This window comes from Halomonas korlensis (assembly GCF_900116705.1).
GTDB lineage: Bacteria > Pseudomonadota > Gammaproteobacteria > Pseudomonadales > Halomonadaceae > Halomonas > Halomonas korlensis.
Genome location: NZ_FPBP01000007.1, coordinates 112,683 through 131,608 on the forward strand (window position 1 = coordinate 112,683; position 18,926 = coordinate 131,608).

The window sequence follows — 18,926 nt, forward strand, 5'->3', positions numbered from 1 at the left end:
CATGGGCTACGACGCCCGGGTCGCAAGTGCGGCCTCCACCGCCTGTTCGGCGTGGATGGCGGTGGTGTCGAATAGGGGTACGTCCGTATCGCCAGGCTGAATCAGGAGCCCGATCTCCGTGCAGCCGAGGATGACGCCCTGGGCGCCCTGCCCGGCCAGCGAGGCCACGATCTCCAGGTAGGCGGCCCTGGAGTCAGCCCGGATCTCGCCGCGGCACAGCTCATCGTAGATGACGGCATGCACCCGCCCGCGCTGGGCGGCATCGGGAATCAGCACCTGGATGCCCTGCGCCTCCAGGCGCTCGCGGTAGAAGGCCTGCTCCATGGTGAAGCGGGTGCCCAGCAGCCCCACCCGGGTCACGCCCTGCCGGTGCAACTCATTGGCGGTGGCATCGGCGATGTGCAGCAGGGGAATCTCCACGGCCTGCTCGAGCTGGGGGGCGACCTTGTGCATGGTGTTGGTGCCGAGCACCAGGAAGTCGGCGCCGGCCGCCGCCAGGGAGCGGGCCGCCTCGGCGAGGATCTGCGCCGTTGCCGCCCAGTCGCCGCGGCGCTGAAGCGCCTCGATCTCGGCGAAGTCCACGCTGTAAAGCACCAGCCGGGCGGAGTGCAGCCCGCCCAGTCGCGCCTTTACCCCCTGGTTGATGAGCCGGTAGTAGGTCTGGGTCGATTCCCAGCTCATGCCGCCGATCAGTCCTATCGTCTTCATCTTCCCTCCTCTTATCCCAGGATAAAGATCACGCAGGCGGCGGTGAGCGCCACCATCACGCCGTTGAAGACCCGCCAGGCGCGCGGCGTGTCGAGCCAGCGGCCGATGGCCATGCCGAAGCTCAAACAGAGCGTTATGCAGATGAGTGACACAACGCAAGGCCCCCGAACCGGATAAGTGACTCGAGGGCCGTTTGGCTCTAGGTTCAGTGGGAGTGCCCACCATAGGCCGCGGGGCAAGGCCGCCATCGCGCGCCCTGGCGTGATTCACATCAATTGACTACTACTACAGCCGTAATTGCTGCGAAGCTTCGGCATACTTCTGCCGTCTTTTATGATGGCACTGCCAGGCACGGTACTGGTGCTGTCGACGCCAGTCGGACCAATGCCACCAGTGCGAAGCAGTCTCCATGCCCCGCCACACCAGGCGAGTCAGTAATTTCCTGATCTCCGGCAGTGTCAGCCCGATTCGGGTATGGCATGTTTTTTTTGCTGGGCTGTTTGGCGCATCACAACGAGCAAGGCATGCGCTAGAAGAGCGAGCGTGATGTGCCGGTACCAGCCCGGCCAACGACGGACCTCATACTGATCCAGGCCACATTCTCCCTTGGCGGTCTGAAAGCCTTGCTCGATAGGCCAACGTTGGCCGGCGACCCGGATCAGGGCATCCAACGAGACCTGATCGCGGGGAGCAAACGCCACGTAGAACGCCCGGTCAGTAGGATCAGCGCACGAGTGGCGAATCAATAGATAATGGCCCCAGTGTCGTTCTTCTTTCGATAATTGAAGGCGCCATAAGGGTGTCATGGCCCAGTCATACCAGCGCTCGCCCTTGCTGCCGCTGCCGGCAGATAGCCGACGCCAGATGTCGGGCGACAACGCATCTGCAATCGTATCGGCTCGGGTATACTCCGGCCCCTGCCACCATAACGGCTCATTGCATGGCACAGCGAGGACGAAAGGCTGTTCCCGCTCCTCGAGCCAGAAGCGAAGGCTGCGGTTGCCCCCATAGACGGAATCCCCGGTGACCCAGCCGACAGGCATACCCTTATCGAGCGCCCGTTCCAGCATCCGCCGGGCAAGTTCCGGCTTGCTGGCAAAGCCGGCCTCATCGGGAATCCCGGCCTTGCGACAACGTTCACGATCCTGTGTCCAGGCCTTGGGCAGGTACAGCTCGCGATCGATGAAAGCGCTTCCCTGGGAGCTGGCATAGCAGAGAAACACGCCAATCTGACTGTTCTCGACACGCCCGGCTGTACCGCTGTACTGCCGCTGAACACCGGCGGAATGCTGCCCCTTCTTTATGAATCCCGTTTCATCCAGGATCAGTACGCCGTCTGGTGAGCCCAGGTATTCTGTTATCCACTGACGCAGCACATCACGCACTGCCTCTGGATCCCAGCGAGCCCGCTCAAGCAGGTATTGCACGCCATCAGGGGTCGCGTCGCCCAGCCACTCGGCAAGCTGCCAGCCATTCTTGCGTTCACATTGGCTCAGCAGCCCCTTGATATAGGCCATGGCTCGCATGCGCGTTTCGGAGCGTAGAAAGAGCGGGCCCAGCCGGCTGGCTATAGTGTCGAAGCATCTGGAATCAGGGAAATCACAGCACACCATGACACACCTATTTCGGAAGAAGGCTTGCTTCCGAGCGTAGCTCAATCAATTACGGCTGTAGTAGTAGAAGCTCCCATGATCGCCGTCATCTTCGAAGTCGTGCCGCACCCTGACCAGCGCGACCACTATCTCGATATCGCCGCCGGCCTGCGCCCGCTGCTGGAGGAGATCGATGGCTTCATCTCCATCGAGCGCTTCGAGAGCCTGGCTCAGCCGGGCAAGCTGCTCTCGCTTTCCTTCTGGCGCGACGAGGAGGCCATCACCGAATGGTGCCGGGTCGAACGCCACCGCGTCGCCCAGTCCCTGGGCCGCGAGGCAGTCTTCGAGGACTACCGCCTGCGCGTGGCCGCGGTGATCCGCGACTATGGCCTGGACGACCGCGAGCAGGCGCCGACGGACAGCCGCGAACGACATGACTCGGCGCCTCGCTCAAGGCCAAGCGCATGATCGAAGCCGTGAGCTGAGACATTGTCGACGCCGGCGCTATAAGTCCATAAATCATCACAACAGATTGTCCCCCCGACCCGCATGACCTTTCCTTGTTGGTGACCAAACCGTCGCCGGCCTCGGCGGCTGCCCCTACGCCAAGGGAGTCTCCGGCAACGTGGCGAGTGAAGACGTGGTCTACCTGCTCGATGGCCTCGCCATCGAAAGCGGCATCGACCTCGACAAGCTCGCTGAAACCGGCACCTGGATCACCCAGACCATCGGGCGGCCGAATCGATCGAAGGTGGGCGTGGCACTGGCGGCGATGTAATTGATCTACCAGAACGAAACGCCCCCGAGCCAGATGACTGACTCGGGGGCTTTGGTCGTGGATGATTAACGCCTGCCATCACCGGTGACAAGACCGTAGCGAAATGGCGTTTGGCATCCGGTGCATGGCTTGGTTAACTACCGATCCTCATGCAAGCGACCTTCTACATATTTATGGAGGATGCTGGCAACAAGGGTTTGGTATGGAATACCTTCGGCCAGAGCTTTCTTCTGAAGCCCACGAAGATCCTTGGAAGAAAGCCAGATGTTAATACGGGCATCTTTCTTGAACATCGCCTCGGCGTACTGTTGATGCCGCGCTTTCCTATCCTCGCTGTCTGGCGACCGCTGCAGTTCTCCTGCATCAAATGCATCCAGAATTTCCTGCTCTTCTTTATCCAGCCTACTCATTTTGGACCTCCCAAATAGGTTTTGGTCGCTTTCCGGCTCGGGATGACCGTTTTTAGAAAAAACTCATCCTCTGTCTCTACAAAGGGCACCAAATACGCATACCTTTCTATTTCAATCACATGAATTCGTTGACCCGGATACCTCTCCCGATTCGGATGCTCGAATGTATCCAAGATACCTCCAACCGAGATGTGCAAAACCACATCCTCGAAAGGGACGTGCCTTCCCATTTGGAGAAATTTGTTCTTCTCTGGGTTCCATGTGATCGGTTTCATGAGTCAAAGCATAGCACGTTGTGTGCTTTTTGTACTCAAGTGCTAACCCAAAGCTTTGCGGTAATTTTGGAGCCGCGAAATGGTGGAAAAGTTGTACGGCAACAGCGGCTGGTTATGCATTATTCGTAGTGGCTTCAGAGCCGGAGAACCTTCACCACCTTCTCTTCTTCAATCACCTAGTACACCAGACGATGCCGGATATTGATGCGGCGTGAATACGCCCCGGCAAGATCACCAATGGGCTTCACGAACGGCGGCTTGCGGTAGGGATCCTCCGCGATCAGTGCCAACAGTTGCTGGGCGTTTGGCTTGAGGCCACTGGAGGCCAGCTTCTTCGCATCTTTCTGGGCTTGCCTGGTGTAAACCAGCTTCCAAGTCACCAGTCCAGCTCCTCATTGCACTGAGCCACGGGGGTATCCATTCCTTCACGAATAGACTCACGCATCCCCGGCACAGAGAGCAGGTAAAGCGTTTACCGAATTGTCGACCAATCTTCCTCGGACACGAGAACAGCCCTGTTCCGTTTACTCATGATAACGATGGGTTGGTGGGACTCGGCGGTTTCATCGATCAACCGGTAAAGGTTACTGTGCGCCTCTGTTGCTGTGATTTCGGTCATGACGCACTTCTTGAGCGTTTAACTGTGTACCGAGTGTACGCCTTTGGGTGCGTACCTCAAGACGCACGTCTTGCGTAACGACGCCAGCATGCGCTGCTAAAAATGGAAGCGAAGCCGAAAAAGAAAGCCGTCTTATAACTGGCCTGGTTAGCGGGGACGAATGCATAACCTGTCCTTCAGTGCCTGCCCTAGATCGCTGTTCATGCCTATTTAATTTCTCGAACACAAACATGCATCTTATGCTTTTAAATCAAGCAGTGATGCGAGCTTCCGTTCGTACTTTATTACATAACGACTTATGTCGGGATCTCCAACCCTCGTCTCAGCCTCTTTTAACTTTTCAAGTGAGCGATCAATGATCTCAAAGCAACCGGACAGTTCGCACATTGCTATCCCCACATCGCAAAACGAAGACAGAACATACTTATTATCGCTGTAACGCTCAACCAAAGTTTCAGCCAGCTCAGACGCATGTTGAAGTATTACCCTCCGATCCTCAAGCATAAGCCCGTTAGTCTTCTGTGCCCTCTCGACCATCAACTTCACTTTATATCTTTCCACAGAAGGATCCCTGCGAAAGTCCTTTTCAAATATTCTAATCTCAGTTTCAGCCTTATCGAACTCACCCATCTCTATGAGGTTCCTGATCAATCTATGTCGAGGTAATCGTTCACCAGGCGCCACTGACATCATTCTACGCAGGATATGATTCCTTTTACCTTTATCAGGTATGCTGTGAATGCCACCATCCACGCTGCACAACTCCCTAATACTTCTTATCTCGATCTCGTATGTAGGAGATATAGCATCAATGACAGACTCAAAAAGCTTATAGAGCTCTTCCTTGTCGTCAAATTTATATTTAGCTATTATTCCCACAATAATACTATGCCTACCTTTCCAGCCATATATTCCCTCCCTTTCACTTACTGTATACTCTGTTACTATGTCAGTAAGTTTCGCAAGGACCACTGGAATCATTGACGGATCAACGTTTAGCATTCTTATTACTAACTGACGATGAACGCGGACTCCCGCATTTTCCATAGCGGCCACAAGCCTATATATCTCTTGAGAATTATCGTCGAGTTCGGAATATTCTCTGAGTATGATGTCATCAAACTTTTCTGACGCGAATATGTTTTTCAAGCAGACAAACATATCCGAATCACATCTATCCACTAGACGCCGACGCCGCTCGTATCTCGAAAATCCGCTAAAGGACTCTTCCGCCAATCGATTTAACTCAGAATTACTTTCTACCAATGAGATGAGGCTTTCAATCTCTTTTCTATCGAGACGCTCAAGCCTCTTTTCAATGCCGAGCCGAAAAATTGAGGGACTTTTTACTCTAGGCAACCACTGATTTGTTACAGAGGCTAGTATTAAATATAGATTTTTAACTCCATCTACCGCGATCCGATCGGCTAAAATATTAACCTTATTCAAATAAGAATGGGCATCATCAACAAAAACCACCGTTTTCCGATCATCTCCATGGCTTTTTGCATAAGCTAGCCACGCGTCCGGATTGAAGTCATAGTCTGAATTATGCTCAAAACAGTCAAATCCCCTATCGTATAGAGATTTTACCAATTGTCGAGCTGCCGTAGTTTTACCAACACCACTAGCTCCTAGTATCGTATAAAATCTAGGCCCTTCTCCATTGACTTTTTCTCCTAGCAAGTCGACAATCGTTCTTTCAAAAGTCATTTTACTCGATATATCAGCATATGTAGCGGCAGATCCATTATACATTGCGCTTACATTCGAATCGCTATTTATTAAGTTCTCTACCACAAAAGTAACAGGTACAAGGTCCGGATATTTTTCAATTGTAGAGCTATCTGTACTATAAACAACATCAGTATCAGGAGCATACCTGCTTAGGCTATTAAAGAAACTATCAATTCCTCCAAAGCAGACTGTAACTCCCTTAGACTCAAGCATTCTCGCCCTATTATTGTCTTCCTTGAACATGAATAAGTATATCTTGCAAATTGATGCGCTTTCCTTTTTTATTCTTAAGGCGCGCTCTACTATTTCTTTAATAGCTGGATCACTAAGTGAATAACCAATTATTATTAGGTGTGAGTCAGAAAGGTCTGATTTCAGCCTGTCGTAAATATAATCCCTATATTCTTCCGTATCCTGATAATCACTTTCCGTTATAACAATCTTGGATGCATCGCCAAAAGACTTATCTTTTTCTAAAGTGCCATGTATTTTAAATAGCTTTTGAGAAGAAGGCGCAGCCGTGGCGTCAAAATCAAAATTTGACGTGTAAACTTTTAAGTCTTTTCCTTTTCTTCGGTATGACTCCTCAACGACGTTGTCGTAATTAGTAGTGTATATTGATTTCCAGTTATACAAGGGAAGGTTTAACATTCCTCCGCTAGGCCTTACATTTTTAAGAGACTCTCGAAGAAAACGTATTAGATCTCGTCTGTCATGATCTTCGCATATAAACTCTGTAATCTCAGAAAGCTCATAATCAGAACTATCGATACCAAACTTCTTGGACAGAGCGCTAATTAATTTGCTAACCGAGGGAGCATTGGACGGTATTGAGGCTCCTGCACCAAAAAAAAGTATGCTTTTTTCAGGTTCAATCCGAGAAGCAAGCGTATCGATTTCTACCGGCATATTAACTACCCACCTCTTTCTTCTAAATTCATTTAAGGACTGTCTCTCAGACTTTACTCGGATCCCACTTCCAAACAGATAAGTCTCCAATATTGAAACTTTTTTCTAGCAAGTGTTAGATTACGCGCTCGTTTTTACACTTGAATGTACGTGCACGTTCAACATTTTTATCCAGCATGTGCTTTTAATCCTAAATTCCTGATTTTTATAAAAAGTATAGCTCGACAGCCTCTGCTGGCTTTGCGTGCTTACGCGCTTTTTCAGAACCCATAATATTGCATGCGTATCCATGCACATTGAGGAGCCGAGTATGGATGCGCACCGCAGGCCACCAAAGCTGATGGACCGGGTGAAGGCGACCATCCGCGTGAAGCGCTACAGCCCACGTACCGAGAAGACCTATTGCTACTGGATACAGCCACTTCATCCGTTTCCATGGCGTGCCACACCCTGCCAACATGGGAGCCAATGAGGTTCAGGCATTTCTCGAGCACCTTACGGGGTAGCGTCATGTGGCGACGGCCTCGACACAGAATCAAGCTCTTCCTAGCCCAACCGCAAATTCACCAGAAAGCTCGCTGTCTCGCCTGTATAGAGTAACCACGCGAGTGCTGCACAGTTGGCCGTTGCCGCGCACCAGAATATGACCTGAAAGGGTTGCTTCCTGGTTTTGTGCCGAAAGAAGCGCTGCGCCACCAGCGCACCTGGCCAGCCACCAATCAGGCCTCCGAACAGAAGGGTGGCTTCTGGTGTGCGCCTTCTGCCCTTCTGTGCAGCGGCTTTGTCAAAGCCATACATGGCGAACGTAATCACGCTCAGCAGCGCGTATGCCCCGACAAGCGTCAAGGGGACGTGGCCCACAGCGTTCAAGGCCGCCAGGAGTGCGAAGAACGCAGCGGCCACACCGCATGCCATTACCAGCCCTTTGGAACGAGCGGACGCATAACGTGCCGCTTTCTGGAAAAGCACCTTTTGTGCCCTCAGCCTGTTCCGGCTGTCGCGGGTGACGTGGTAGGTAACCGGCTCGTTCACCCTTGGTCGGCGCCCGCCACCGGGAAAGGCGCTGATGTGGACGAACACGCGAGGGCCACCTGCCGTTGGCGCGATAAACCCGAAGCCCTTGCCGTCGTTCCAGTCTTTGAGCTTGCCTTCGTGCCGCATGTGGTTATCTCGGGCTAAACGGTGGAGTAGCTGAACGCCCAGGCGCGGCCGAGTCAACTTTCGGTTAAATATATCGCTGGGGGTTTTTTTACGGCTGGATCGGTGAGGTAGGAAAATAAGAGACGGGCACGCTACCGCCCCTACCCAGCACAAGGGATGATGGCAAGCGTCATCACTTGTGTGGCAGCCCTTGCGTAAGTATTGGTCACGCAAGCCGTCTGCTGCGGCTTTTCGCTAACCCTAATCAACCGCTACGTTCAGAGCAACGCCAACGAAAGCATGAGGCGGCAATACGCCGCTGCTCTTGATCTGGGTCTGCCATACGAAAAACCCCGGAGGCTGGGTGTCCAGCCTCCGGGGTTCTTTTCTTCAGCGGGAGTCATCCTCCCGCTGTGGACCTAAGACTCAGCGGTGCAGGTCGAAGCGGTCGTTCTCCATGACCTTGACCCAGCCCTTGACGAAGCGGTCGATCATCCGCTCCTCGCCACCGTTGGCGGCGTACTCCTCGGCGATGGCGCGTAGCTGCGAGTTGGAGCCGTAGACGAGATCGACGCGGGTCGCGGTCCACTTCTTCTCGCCCGTCGCACGGTCGCGGCCTTCGAAGTATTCCTCGCTCTCGTCGATCGGCTCCCAGACGGTGCCCATGTCGATGAGGTTGACGAAGAAGTCGTTGGTCAGCTGGCCGGGACGGTCGGTGAGAATGCCCTCTTTACCGTCACCGGCGTTGGCGCCGATGGCCCGCATGCCACCGAGCAGCGCCGTCATCTGCGGTACGCTGAGGTTCAGCATGAATGCCCGGTCGATCATCAGGTGCTCGGCCGGGATGGACGTCGTCTGCGCCTGCATGTAGTTGCGGAACGCATCGTGTCTCGGCTCGAGGTAGGCGTGCGTATCCACCTCGGTCATGTCCTGGGTCGCGTCGGTGCGGCCCGGGGTGAACGGCACCGTGACGTTGTGCCCGGCCGCCTTGGCCGCCATCTCGACCCCCACACTGCCGCCCAGCACGATCATGTCCGCCAGCGAGATGTTGGCGTCGGAGTCGTTCTTGATCTGCTCGAGCCGGTCGATCACTTCCGACACGCCGGAGCGCACGTTGATGTCCCAGCCGGCCTGCGGCTCAAGACGGATGCGCGCGCCGTTGGCGCCGCCGCGGTGGTCGGTCTGGCGGTAGGTGCAGGCCGAGGCCCAGGCGGTGGCCACCAGTTGCTTGGCGGTGAGGCCGGAGTCGGCGATCTGCTGCTTGAGCGTGGCGATCTGTTGATCGTTGACCAGCGGTCCCTGATGCTCGGGTACCGGGTCCTGCCAGACGAGCACTTCGTTGGGCACCTGCGGGCCAAGGTAGCGGGCGCGCGGCCCCATGTCGCGGTGCAGCAGCTTGTACCAGGCACGGGCGAACTCATCGGCGAGGACGTCCGGGTTCTCGCGATACTCCTTGGAGATCTCGAGGTAGGTCGGGTCGACGATCATCCCCATGTCGGCGGCGGTCATCACCGGCGGGTTCTTCTTGCCCGGCACGTGAGCATCGGGCACCCAGAACCCCTCCTTGACCTCGACCGGCTCCCACTGGTTGGCGCCGGCCGGGGACTTCTTGACCTCCCACTCGTGGGCGAAGATCGTCTCAAGGTAGCTGTTGTCCCACTTGGTCGGCGTGGGGGTCCAGGCGCCCTCGAGGCCCGAGGTGATGGTGTACTCACCGAGGCCGGTCTCATGCTTGTTGGCCCAGCCGATCCCCATCTCGTTGATCTTCGAACCCTCGGGCGCCTCGCCGACGGCGTCCGCCGGCCCGTTGCCGTGCATTTTGCCGAAGGTGTGGCCGCCCACGGTCAGCGCGACGGTCTCGCGGTCGTTCATTCCCATGCGGGCGAAGGTTTCGCGCACATCCTGGGCGGACTTCGCCGCGTCCGGCACGCCGTTGGGGCCCTCGGGGTTGACGTAGATCAGCCCCATCTGGACCGCGGCAAGCGGGTTGTCGAGAACGCGGCTGCCGTCTTCCCAACTACCGGTGTAGCGCTCATCACCGGTCGCGAGCCACTCGGTCTCCGGGCCCCAGTAGATGTCGTCCTCAGGCGCCCAGATGTCGGCGCGGCCGAAGCCGAAACCGAAGGTCTTGAAACCCATCGTCTCAAGCGCCCGGTTGCCGGCGAAGACCATCAGGTCGGCCCATGAGATCTTCTCGCCGTACTTCTTCTTGATCGGCCACAGCAGCCGGCGCGCCTTGTCCAGGTTGCCGTTGTCGGGCCAACTGTTGAGCGGCGCGAAGCGCTGCGCGCCGGTGCCGCCGCCACCGCGGCCATCGAGCGCCCGGTAGGTGCCGGCCGCGTGCCACGACATGCGGATGAAGAACGGCCCGTAGTGGCCCCAGTCGGCGGGCCACCACTCCTGCGAGTCGGTCATCAGCGCATCGACATCGGCGGAGAGTTCGTTGACGTCGAGCTGCGAGAACGCCTCGCCGTAGCGGAAGTCTGCACCGAACGGGCTAGCGTCGGGATGCTTCTGGTGCAGCACGTTGAGGGTGAGCTGGTCGGGCCACCAGTGCTCGTTGCCTTGCAGGCGTGGTGTAGTACGTGCACCCCACTCCGGGCGTGTAGACTTCTGATCGGACACGGTATTCTCCTGGGCTGGATGGTGGGCCTACAGGGCAGTCCAGGCGACGATCCTGAATCGCCGCAAGTGTCGGAACACCCTTGAGGCCCGACATGGAAGGCATCGAGAGATTCTATAAGCCATCAATCTACAGTGAAGGATTCAGGAACGAAGCCGTCAAGCAGTAGAGCGGCTTTCGCCTCGATAGGAACAATCTATAAAGGAAATCGCCCAGCCGTACTGGAAAGCTATACCGCCCCTCGTCAGCGCCCGGAAGACGAAGCAAATGCCTCACGAAGCAGCCCATTGAGCAACAACGTGAAGCCAAGGCACCAGGCGACGAAGGCGATAACATGGCCGAATTCCCAGCGATCTTGCAGTTGCGCATATGACTGCACGGCATCGGCCGAGCCAGCCTGCAACGCCTCTGCCCAGGCAGCGTTTACCGGTTGCACCAGCAGGAACCAGAGCGCCAGGGAAAGGCCGAGGCATACCGCTCCCGCCAGCGTCGACCGGAAGGCGACGCGATCTCGGACCAGCCAGGCCAGCACGGCAGCGGCGAGCAAGGCCATGACCTGCACCGGCCCGCCGACAAGTCCAAAGTACTGGTACAGGGTCGAGGTGACCTGCAGGTAGAACTCCGGTTCGTACTGCTTCCTAACCGGTAGCTCGAGCACATGGGCACCCCCCATGACGAGACCAAGTGCCGCAAGAAGCAGCGTCACTTGCCACCATATCCGAAGCAAGACCACCTCCTTCGATGACCTGACGTCGTAGCAGGAGCAGTGGCTCATCGACCGCTCGAGGAGACGCTCAACACCGTCACCGTGATCAGAATCAGGGCCATGCCGACAAGCTGGATCGCGCCCAGGCTTTCCTCCAACACCACGACCCCGAACAGCGACGCCGTGACCGGCTCGACCATGGCCACGATGGAGGCTACGGCCGGCGCGGTATAGTTCAACCCGACGACATAGAAAATGAACGACAGGCCGGCGCCCAGCACGCCAAGCGTGACGAAGAGCGGCCAGCTCGACGTGCTCAGCACCGCCAGGGTCTGGCCGGCATCGCCCAGCCAGAACAGGATGAAGGCGAGTGCCGAAAAGGCAATGGCGAGAATCGCCTGGGGGCTGCCGTGTGGTGCGGCGTACTTGAAGCCGAAGATGAACACCGCATAGGACAGCCCAGCGAGCAGCCCGGCGGCGACGCCGATCGGGGTCACCCCACCCGGCTGCACGTCATAGATACGCGTCAGCAGCACGATCCCCAGCATGACCATGACGATCGCGGCCCACTTGAGTGGCGTGGGTCGTTCGAGCCGCAGGGCGAAGGAGACGAGAAAGACGAACACCGGGGCGCAGTACATCAGCGTCGCCGCCACCGCGACACTGCCCTCGGAGATGCTCAGGAAATAGAAGGTGAAATTGCCAGCCACGCCGAGACCCGCCATCAGCGACCAGCCCCATAGTCGGCGACTGCCCAGGCCGCTGCCCTGCGGGCGAACGGCGAGCCAGACGAGCACGAACACCAGCCCGATCGCGCCCCGGTAAAACGACACTACGATGGGGTCCCAACTGTCGGCGATCAGCATCCCGCCGATGCCGCCTGACAGGCCCCAGCATAGCGCCGCCAATACCACGAATGCCGTACTCAATCTTGCCATGCAACCTCCTTGTTACCCCGCTTGATAGACGGCTCGATCAGCGGGTGATGGCGATATTGCGAGAAGGCATACTGACATCGCGACGCATGATGGACACCGCCTCGCCGTGGTAGTCGCGCGCCTCGAGGTCGCGCCATCCCAGTTGCCGGTAGAGCCGCTGCTGGTCCGGCGTGTAGAGGTAGAGGCGATCATGCCCATGGGCCTGCGCTTCTTGCTCCACACGCCGGACCAGCCGCGAGGCAACACCCTGGCCACGCCACTCAGGAGGCACGAAGACCGAGGCCAGCCAGGGCGTAAGATCGCGACGGTCGCTCATGTCGTCGGCCACCAGGCTCGCTGTGCCCACCGGGGTATCGCCATGCAGGGCGGCGAACACCGACGGCACGCCTCCCGCGCCGCATTCGTCGCGCAGTATGGCAATGGCGGTGTCCAGGCTTCTGCCGGGGTGCAGATGCCCCCAGGTGGCGTGAGTCCACTTGGCCAGAAGAGCCACATGGGGCGAGTCGCTGTCGAGACGCGCGATGCGTATGTTTTCTTCCCTCCTGGGTGGCTTCCTCATAAAAACAGCGGCCACTTTACGATCCCGCCAAGGAAGCGCTTTCATGCCCTCGCGACTTTAGCTCACGCTAGTCGGCCTAGCCACGGCAAGACACGACGCTCGACCTCCATGATGCGACATGAAGGTGAACTCCTCCAGTTCCATGCCGGCAGCACGAATCTGAACTTTAAAGGCGTCCTCGTAGGTCACTTGGCCGAAATCGACACTCGTCATCCGTTTCAGTGCGGGTTTAAGGATCTCCATCCAACGGGTGGGACGCTTCTCGATGGTTTGCGTGAAGAAGATATGCCCGCCTGGGCGCAAAAGGGCGCAACAATGCCGCAGCGCCTGCTCAGGCTCAGGCATGAGCATGAAGCTTGCCGAAAAATACACGACATCATAAGGCCCGCCCCGGTGATCGTAGACGGACTCGAGACGAAACTCGGCATGGTCGGCCAACTGAGATTCCCGAAGCCTTCGCCGGGCGCGCTGCATGTAGTCGGCGTCGATATCGATGCCCGTCACGCGCAGACGCTTTCGCTTCACCAGCTCGGCATTGGCCAACAGCGCGCTTGCTGGACCAATACCCACATCCAGCACGGCGGCACCCTCGGGTATACGCTTCAGCACCTCGGCGTACCACCGAGAAGTGAGTCTGAGAATAAGAATGTCGTATATGAAGCTGCGCATCACGGCTCCTGTAGTGACTATGCAGTAGCTGCAGACCTGGCGGCACGCGCCGCGTGCAGGTTGCGCCCCACGGTAGTAGTCGTTGTATTACAGGAAAATATCGACTCGCGCCAGGTTGATCACGGCATTGTATCGGCGACCTCGCGCCTGGGCGTACCCGCCCCTCGTGACGGGCTGATCGGCGGCACGGCGTGGCCGCCCTGCAGAAAGCGCCGTGGCGCTACCTCCCGAGGGCGACATCGTGGTGGTGATCACCACCGGCGGCATATAGGTGCAGAGGAGTTGGAGACGTTTCTTTAGGCGCCCGCCGAGCATCGCGGCTCAATGCATTGGCATCAGGCTCGCCAGGTCGGCCAGGGGTCCGCCAAGCTGGCCGCCGAAGGCAACCAGCAGAGCAGCGTGCTGCCTATCGATGAACGATCTCCCCCTTGAGCGAATAGGCAACGCCCAGAACTTCGTTGCAGACCGGTTGCGGATAGTCCAACTCCCTCATGGCTTGCATGATGTCGTCGACCACGGCGACGAATTCGGCCGCACTGACGTTCATCCCGGTGTGCGTCTCGATCATCGAGCGACCCGTGTATTCCACCGGTCCGCCGGAGCCGGCCGCGAGGAACTCCTTGACCTTCTCGCGGGCGTGGTCAATTGCCGCTGTGTCGAGGGCACGATACCGGGGGCCGGCGACGTCATTCTGGAGGTGCAGCTCGACAATGCGATCGACGAGCTTGTCGATACCTGCGCGGCCGCCGAGCCTGTCATATAGGATGTTACTCATGGCACCTACTCCCTTTTGAAGGATTTCTCGTCAGGTGCAGTGGCACCTATCCAAGAGAGCGTGACAATTCTTGTGACAACCGGAACAAGAAGGGCTAAAGCGATGACGGGAACGGAGCTATCGCCGGTTCACGCTGCCCTCGACAGCGGCAACTTCGTCCGGGCACGGGAGCTGCTCGCCGAACTGTCCGCGCCACCCTCGGCCGAGCTGCTGGAGCTGCGCGCCCAGGCGGCGTATGGGGTCGGCGATCTGGAAGGCACGCTGACCGCGTATGGCGATCTTTATCACCTTCACCTGGAAGACCACCGTACCCACGAGGCGGCGTTCGCTGCGGTCATGGTGGGCATGTACCTGATGATGGACACCGGCCTGATGGCCACCGTGCGTGCCTGGCTGTCGCGGGCGGAACGCCTGGTGGAAGACGCGCCCGAGAGTCCAGTCTGGGCGTGGCTCGCTGCAGTGCGGACCTACGAACGCTTGATGTGTGGTGATATGCCGAGCACGAGGCAGTGGGCCCAACGGGCCATGGATGGAGGGAAAAGGCACGCCCTGGCGCCGCCGTCGATCATCGGCCAGGTGGCCTTGGCCAGGGTCCGCATTAATGACGGCGAGCTGGACGCAGGGCTGAGCGCACTGGACGATGTAGCTGTGGCGCTGAGCTCGGGCAACCTCGACCCCCTCACCACCGGGCAGATGTGGTGCGAGCTCATCTGCGCGATGCAGTGGATCGGCCAGCACGACCGCGCCGAAGAATGGACCGAAGCCATGGAGCGCTGGCGCCAGGGCGCCGCGTTCGGGGGCCTCCACGGTCGCTGCCGGGTACACCAGGCGGAGATCATGCGCCTGCGCGGGCCTTGCGACGCCGCCGAACAGGAAGCCTTGCTGGCCTGCGAAGAACTGCGACCGTGGATGCGGCGAGAGTTCGGCTGGCCGTTGACCGAGCTCGGCAATACGCGGCTGCAGAAGGGGGATTTCGCGGGTGCCGAGGATGCGTTCCTGGCGGCGCACCAGAATGCCTGGCTCCCGCAGCCGGGGCTGGCGTTGTTGCGGCTGGCCCAAGGACGCGTCGAGGAAGCCTGCTCGATGATCGCGAGCGCCCTGGCGTCTCCGTTCGATATTCCCTCGAAGGAGCGCCCGCCGACGGGGGGCCTGAGACGCGCGCCCCTGCGCGAGGCCCAGGTGGTGATCGCGCTGGCGGCCGGCGACGCTGACGCGGCGCGAGAAGCCGCCACCGACCTCGCCCAGATCGCCCGGACGTACCAGAGCCGCACCTTGCACAACGCGGCAATCGCCGCGAAGGGACGCCTGGCGCTGCACGACGGGCTGGCAAGCGAGGCGATCCGGCTGCTGAGCGAGGCCGTCATGGAATGGGTCACACTGCGAATGCCGTTCGAGGCGGCGAGTCTGCGCGTCATGCTCGCCGCAGCGCACCGCGCGGCGGGCGACGACAGGTCGGCCGAGCTCGAGCTCGACGCCGCCTGTCGAGCCTTCGATGAACTCAACGCCGGGTTTTGGGCGGAACGAGCTCGCGAACAGGTTCCGGCAACCGCCTCGCGACAAGCTGCCAGTCCCGAGCGTTGCGTCTTCTGTTGCGAGGGGGATATGCGAACGGTGACCTTCGGCGACACCACCGTCCACCTGAGGGACCTCAAGGGCATGCGCTACCTGGAACGCCTGCTGACGGCGCCCGGCCGGGAGTTCCACGTCCTCGACCTGGTATCGGTGGAGCGCGGGGCGCTCACCATCGGCGGGCCTTCAGAGGATCTGGCCGTCAGTACCCCGTGCGGACTGGAGGTGTTCGACTCGAAGGCGCGCGAGGCTTATCGGCAGCGGCTCGCCGAAACGGAAGAGGACATCGCGGAGGCCGAGGCGAACAACGATCTGCACCGCGCAGAGCTTGCACGTGCCGATCGCCAGTATCTGATCGACGAACTCCGCCGCGGCGTCGGCCTGAACGGTCGGGCCCGTACCGTCGGGGGTGGCGTGGAGCGCGCACGCACCAGCACGACCCGTTCGCTGCGCTACGCCCTGGACCGGATCGCCCGGCACCATTCGAGCCTCGGCGAACACCTGGCGCGGACGATACGCACCGGCACTTATTTCGCCTACGAGCCGGATCCCCGCGCACCGGTGAACTGGAAGACCTGACTGCGCTCAGCCACGCCGCCTGCCGGCGAGACCACGCGGGGCGCTATCAACTCGGCAAGCCTTCGGGTCGGGTCAGCCGCGTCCCACCGGCAGTCTCATACCGCTTGGCGCGGTGGGCGTGCAGCTTCTGGTAGCTCTCGATCAGGCGCTGGTGCTTCTCCAGCCCCTCCAGCGCCATGCTGGTGGGCGTCAGGCCATGGAATCGCACGCTGCCGTTCACCGAGCCGACGACCGCCTCCATGGTCGCGTCACCGAACATGCGCTTGAGGTTGAACAGGTAGTCTTCCAGTGCCAGTTCGTCATCGAGCGAGATTTCCAGTACCGCACTCACCGCGCGATAGAACAGGTTACGCGCCACCGTGTTGTCGTTGTATTGCAGGAAGATGTCGACCCGCTCCAGAGCCTCCTCGTGCTGGCCCAGGGCCAGGTTGATCAACAGCTTCAGCTCGAGAATGGTGAGCTGCCCCCACTCGGTGTTCTCGTCGAACTCGATGCCGATCAACGTGATGATGTCCAGATGGTCGTCGATCTGGGTTTCTTCCAGGCGTTCCAGCAGATCGACCAGCTGCTCATGGCTCAAGGTGTGAAGATTCAGGATGTCCTCGCGAAACAGCAGTGCCTTGTTGGTGTTGTCCCACACCAGGTCATCCACGGGATAGACCTCGGAGAAGCCGGGCACCAGGATGCGGCACACCGGCGCGCCCAGGTCCTCGTGCACCGCCATGTACGCCTCCAGCCCCATCTCCTCGAGGAGACCGAACAGAGTCGCCGCTTCCTCGGCCGTACTGCTGGCGCCGCTGCCGGAGAAGTCCCAGTCGCAGAATTCGACGTCGGAGCGGGCGCTGAAGAAGCGCCAGGAGATCACCCCGGAGGAGTCGATGAAGTGCTCCACGTAGTTGTTGGGCTCGGTGACCGCCATGGAATTGAAGGTGGGCGCCGGGAAGTCATTGAAGCCCTCGAGGCTGCGCCCCTGCAGTAGCTCCGTGAAGGTGCGTTCCAGGGCCACGTGGAAGCTTGGATGAGCGCCGAAGGAGGCGAACACGCCGCCGGTCCTGGGGTTCATCAGGGTGACGCACATCACCGGGAACTGACCGCCCAGGGAGGCATCCTTGACCAGCACCGGGAAGCCCTGGGCCTCCAGCGCCTCGATGCCCTCGACGATCTCAGGGTAGCGCGCCAGCACCTCCCGGGGCACGTCGGGCAGCGCCAGTTCCTCCTCGATGATCTGCTTCTTCACCGCCCGCTCGAAGATCTCCGAGAGGCACTGCACCTGCGCCTCGTGCAGGGTGTTGCCGGCGCTCATGCCGTTGCTGAGGTAGAGGTTCTCGATCAGGTTGGACGGGAAATAGACCGTCTTGCCATCCGACCGGCGCACGAAGGGCAGCGAGACGATGCCGCGATCCGCCCGGCCGGAGTTGGTATCGACCAGGTTCGAGCCGGCAAGCTCACCCTCCGGATCAAAGATCGCCCGGCAGTACTCGTCCAGGATTCCTTCCGGCAGTTCATCGTTCGGCCCCGGCTGGAACCACGCCTCGCTGGGGTAGTGGACGAAGGCGCTGCCGGCGATCCGTTCGCCGAAGAACTGGTCGTTGTAGAAGAAGTTGCAGCTCAGCCGCTCGATGAACTCGCCCAGCGCCGAGCACAGCGCACTCTCCTTGGTGGCCCCCTTGCCGTTGGTGAAGCACGTCGGCGAGGCGGCGTCACGAATGTGCAGCGACCAGACGTGGGGCACGATATTGCGCCAGGAGGCGATCTCGATCTTCATCCCGAGATCGGCCAGGAACGCGGTCATGTTGGCGATGGTCTGCTCCAGCGGCAGATCCTTGCCCTCGATCCAGGTGTCACCCTCCCCCTTCGCCTTGCCCAGCAGCAGCGCCTGGGTGTCTTCGTCGATGTTCTCCACGGTCTCGATCTGGAACTCGGGGCCGGTCTGCACCACCTTCTTCACCGTGCAGCGGTCGATGGAGCGCAGGATGCCCTGGCGATCCTTGTCGGAGAGGTCCACCGGCAGTTCCACCTGGATCTTGAAGATCTGGTTGTAGCGGTTCTCGGGGTCGACGATGTTGTTCTGCGACAGCCGGATATTTTCCGTCGGGATGTCCCGCGCGTTGCAGTACACCTTGACGAAGTAGGCCGCGCACATCGCCGAGGACGCCAGGAAGTAGTCGAACGGCCCCGGCGCCGAGCCATCGCCCTTGTAGCGGATGGGCTGGTCCGAGATGACGGTGAAGTCGTCGAACTTGGCCTCCAGCCGGAGGTTGTCGAGATAGTTGACCTTGATTTCCATGACGGGCACCGGAGCGTTGGGCGAAGCGAGGGCAGAAAACCCGACATTATCCA

18 protein-coding genes and 1 pseudogene are annotated in these 18,926 nt (G+C 59.2%); 4 read left to right on the top strand and 15 right to left on the bottom strand.

Annotation, left to right across the window (positions count from 1 at the left end; all coding sequences use genetic code 11):
- Window positions 1–6 precede the first annotated feature (6 nt).
- Both BM341_RS10910 and BM341_RS10915 read right to left on the bottom strand, forming a co-directional pair.
- Window positions 7–708 carry an aspartate/glutamate racemase family protein gene (locus BM341_RS10910; RefSeq protein WP_089795837.1) on the bottom strand — a complete coding sequence of 234 codons (702 nt, stop codon included), beginning with the start codon at window positions 706–708 and terminating at the stop codon, window positions 7–9.
- 458 nt (window positions 709–1,166) lie between these two features.
- Window positions 1,167–2,321 (bottom strand): IS701 family transposase, encoded by a 1,155-nt coding sequence (locus BM341_RS10915; protein ID WP_089795839.1) that lies wholly within the window; start codon window positions 2,319–2,321, stop codon window positions 1,167–1,169.
- Window positions 2,322–2,396: 75 nt separating this feature from the next.
- Here BM341_RS10915 and BM341_RS10920 point away from each other — a divergent pair, with 75 nt between their 5' ends.
- Window positions 2,397–2,768, top strand: coding sequence for an antibiotic biosynthesis monooxygenase family protein (locus BM341_RS10920; RefSeq protein ID WP_089795841.1), 372 nt, complete (start codon window positions 2,397–2,399; stop codon window positions 2,766–2,768).
- 100 nt (window positions 2,769–2,868) lie between these two features.
- Window positions 2,869–3,078 (top strand): annotated as a pseudogene (locus tag BM341_RS10925) (hydroxymethylglutaryl-CoA lyase); the annotation flags it as partial.
- 137 nt (window positions 3,079–3,215) lie between these two features.
- On the opposite strand, the gene BM341_RS10930 reads toward BM341_RS10925, so the two are convergent.
- The 4 genes from BM341_RS10930 to BM341_RS10950 all read right to left on the bottom strand — a co-directional run bounded on the left by BM341_RS10930 (window position 3,216) and on the right by BM341_RS10950 (window position 7,028).
- A complete protein-coding gene (locus BM341_RS10930; RefSeq protein WP_089795843.1) occupies window positions 3,216–3,488 on the bottom strand; it encodes an antitoxin in 273 nt (90 codons plus the stop codon).
- A gap of 451 nt (window positions 3,489–3,939) precedes the next feature.
- The gene (locus tag BM341_RS10940) at window positions 3,940–4,143 is read right to left on the bottom strand and encodes a type II toxin-antitoxin system YoeB family toxin (protein ID WP_089795847.1); all 204 of its coding nucleotides are present in this window, start codon (window positions 4,141–4,143) and stop codon (window positions 3,940–3,942) included.
- Between the two features lie 92 nt (window positions 4,144–4,235).
- Entirely contained in the window at window positions 4,236–4,382 is a 147-nt protein-coding gene (locus BM341_RS19795) for a type II toxin-antitoxin system Phd/YefM family antitoxin (RefSeq protein ID WP_425431992.1), read from the bottom strand.
- Between the two features lie 237 nt (window positions 4,383–4,619).
- Complete coding sequence (locus BM341_RS10950; RefSeq protein ID WP_089795848.1) at window positions 4,620–7,028, bottom strand: SIR2 family protein; 2,409 nt, start codon at window positions 7,026–7,028, stop codon at window positions 4,620–4,622.
- Window positions 7,029–7,368: 340 nt separating this feature from the next.
- On the opposite strand from BM341_RS10950, the gene BM341_RS19800 reads away from it, so the two are divergent.
- Window positions 7,369–7,500 (top strand): phage integrase N-terminal SAM-like domain-containing protein, encoded by a 132-nt coding sequence (locus BM341_RS19800; protein ID WP_425431995.1) that lies wholly within the window; start codon window positions 7,369–7,371, stop codon window positions 7,498–7,500.
- Window positions 7,501–7,574: 74 nt separating this feature from the next.
- Here BM341_RS19800 and BM341_RS19530 read toward each other — a convergent pair whose 3' ends face one another.
- From BM341_RS19530 to BM341_RS10990, 8 genes are all read right to left on the bottom strand, one after another.
- On the bottom strand, window positions 7,575–8,189 hold the full coding sequence (locus BM341_RS19530; protein ID WP_089795850.1) for a DUF1294 domain-containing protein: 615 nt from the start codon (window positions 8,187–8,189) through the stop codon (window positions 7,575–7,577).
- A gap of 405 nt (window positions 8,190–8,594) precedes the next feature.
- The gene (gene katG, locus BM341_RS10960) at window positions 8,595–10,793 is read right to left on the bottom strand and encodes a catalase/peroxidase HPI (RefSeq protein ID WP_089795852.1); all 2,199 of its coding nucleotides are present in this window, start codon (window positions 10,791–10,793) and stop codon (window positions 8,595–8,597) included.
- A 242-nt stretch (window positions 10,794–11,035) separates the two neighbouring features.
- Complete coding sequence (locus BM341_RS10965; protein ID WP_175507848.1) at window positions 11,036–11,518, bottom strand: DUF1772 domain-containing protein; 483 nt, start codon at window positions 11,516–11,518, stop codon at window positions 11,036–11,038.
- Between the two features lie 44 nt (window positions 11,519–11,562).
- Complete coding sequence (locus BM341_RS10970) at window positions 11,563–12,435, bottom strand: DMT family transporter (protein WP_089795855.1); 873 nt, start codon at window positions 12,433–12,435, stop codon at window positions 11,563–11,565.
- A 37-nt stretch (window positions 12,436–12,472) separates the two neighbouring features.
- Window positions 12,473–12,994, bottom strand: a complete 522-nt coding sequence (locus BM341_RS10975; RefSeq protein WP_089795857.1) for a GNAT family N-acetyltransferase — start codon at window positions 12,992–12,994, stop codon at window positions 12,473–12,475.
- A gap of 57 nt (window positions 12,995–13,051) precedes the next feature.
- Complete coding sequence (locus BM341_RS10980; protein WP_089795859.1) at window positions 13,052–13,663, bottom strand: class I SAM-dependent methyltransferase; 612 nt, start codon at window positions 13,661–13,663, stop codon at window positions 13,052–13,054.
- An 87-nt stretch (window positions 13,664–13,750) separates the two neighbouring features.
- Window positions 13,751–13,978 (bottom strand): hypothetical protein, encoded by a 228-nt coding sequence (locus BM341_RS10985; RefSeq protein WP_089795861.1) that lies wholly within the window; start codon window positions 13,976–13,978, stop codon window positions 13,751–13,753.
- A gap of 91 nt (window positions 13,979–14,069) precedes the next feature.
- Window positions 14,070–14,438: a group I truncated hemoglobin gene (locus BM341_RS10990; protein WP_089795863.1), complete on the bottom strand. Its 369-nt coding sequence runs from the start codon at window positions 14,436–14,438 to the stop codon at window positions 14,070–14,072.
- A 102-nt stretch (window positions 14,439–14,540) separates the two neighbouring features.
- Between BM341_RS10990 and BM341_RS10995 the strand changes: the two genes are divergently transcribed.
- Complete coding sequence (locus BM341_RS10995; protein ID WP_089795865.1) at window positions 14,541–16,586, top strand: ATP-binding protein; 2,046 nt, start codon at window positions 14,541–14,543, stop codon at window positions 16,584–16,586.
- Window positions 16,587–16,632: 46 nt separating this feature from the next.
- Here BM341_RS10995 and BM341_RS11000 read toward each other — a convergent pair whose 3' ends face one another.
- Window positions 16,633–18,873 (bottom strand): OsmC domain/YcaO domain-containing protein, encoded by a 2,241-nt coding sequence (locus BM341_RS11000; protein WP_089795867.1) that lies wholly within the window; start codon window positions 18,871–18,873, stop codon window positions 16,633–16,635.
- Window positions 18,874–18,926: the final 53 nt, after the last annotated feature.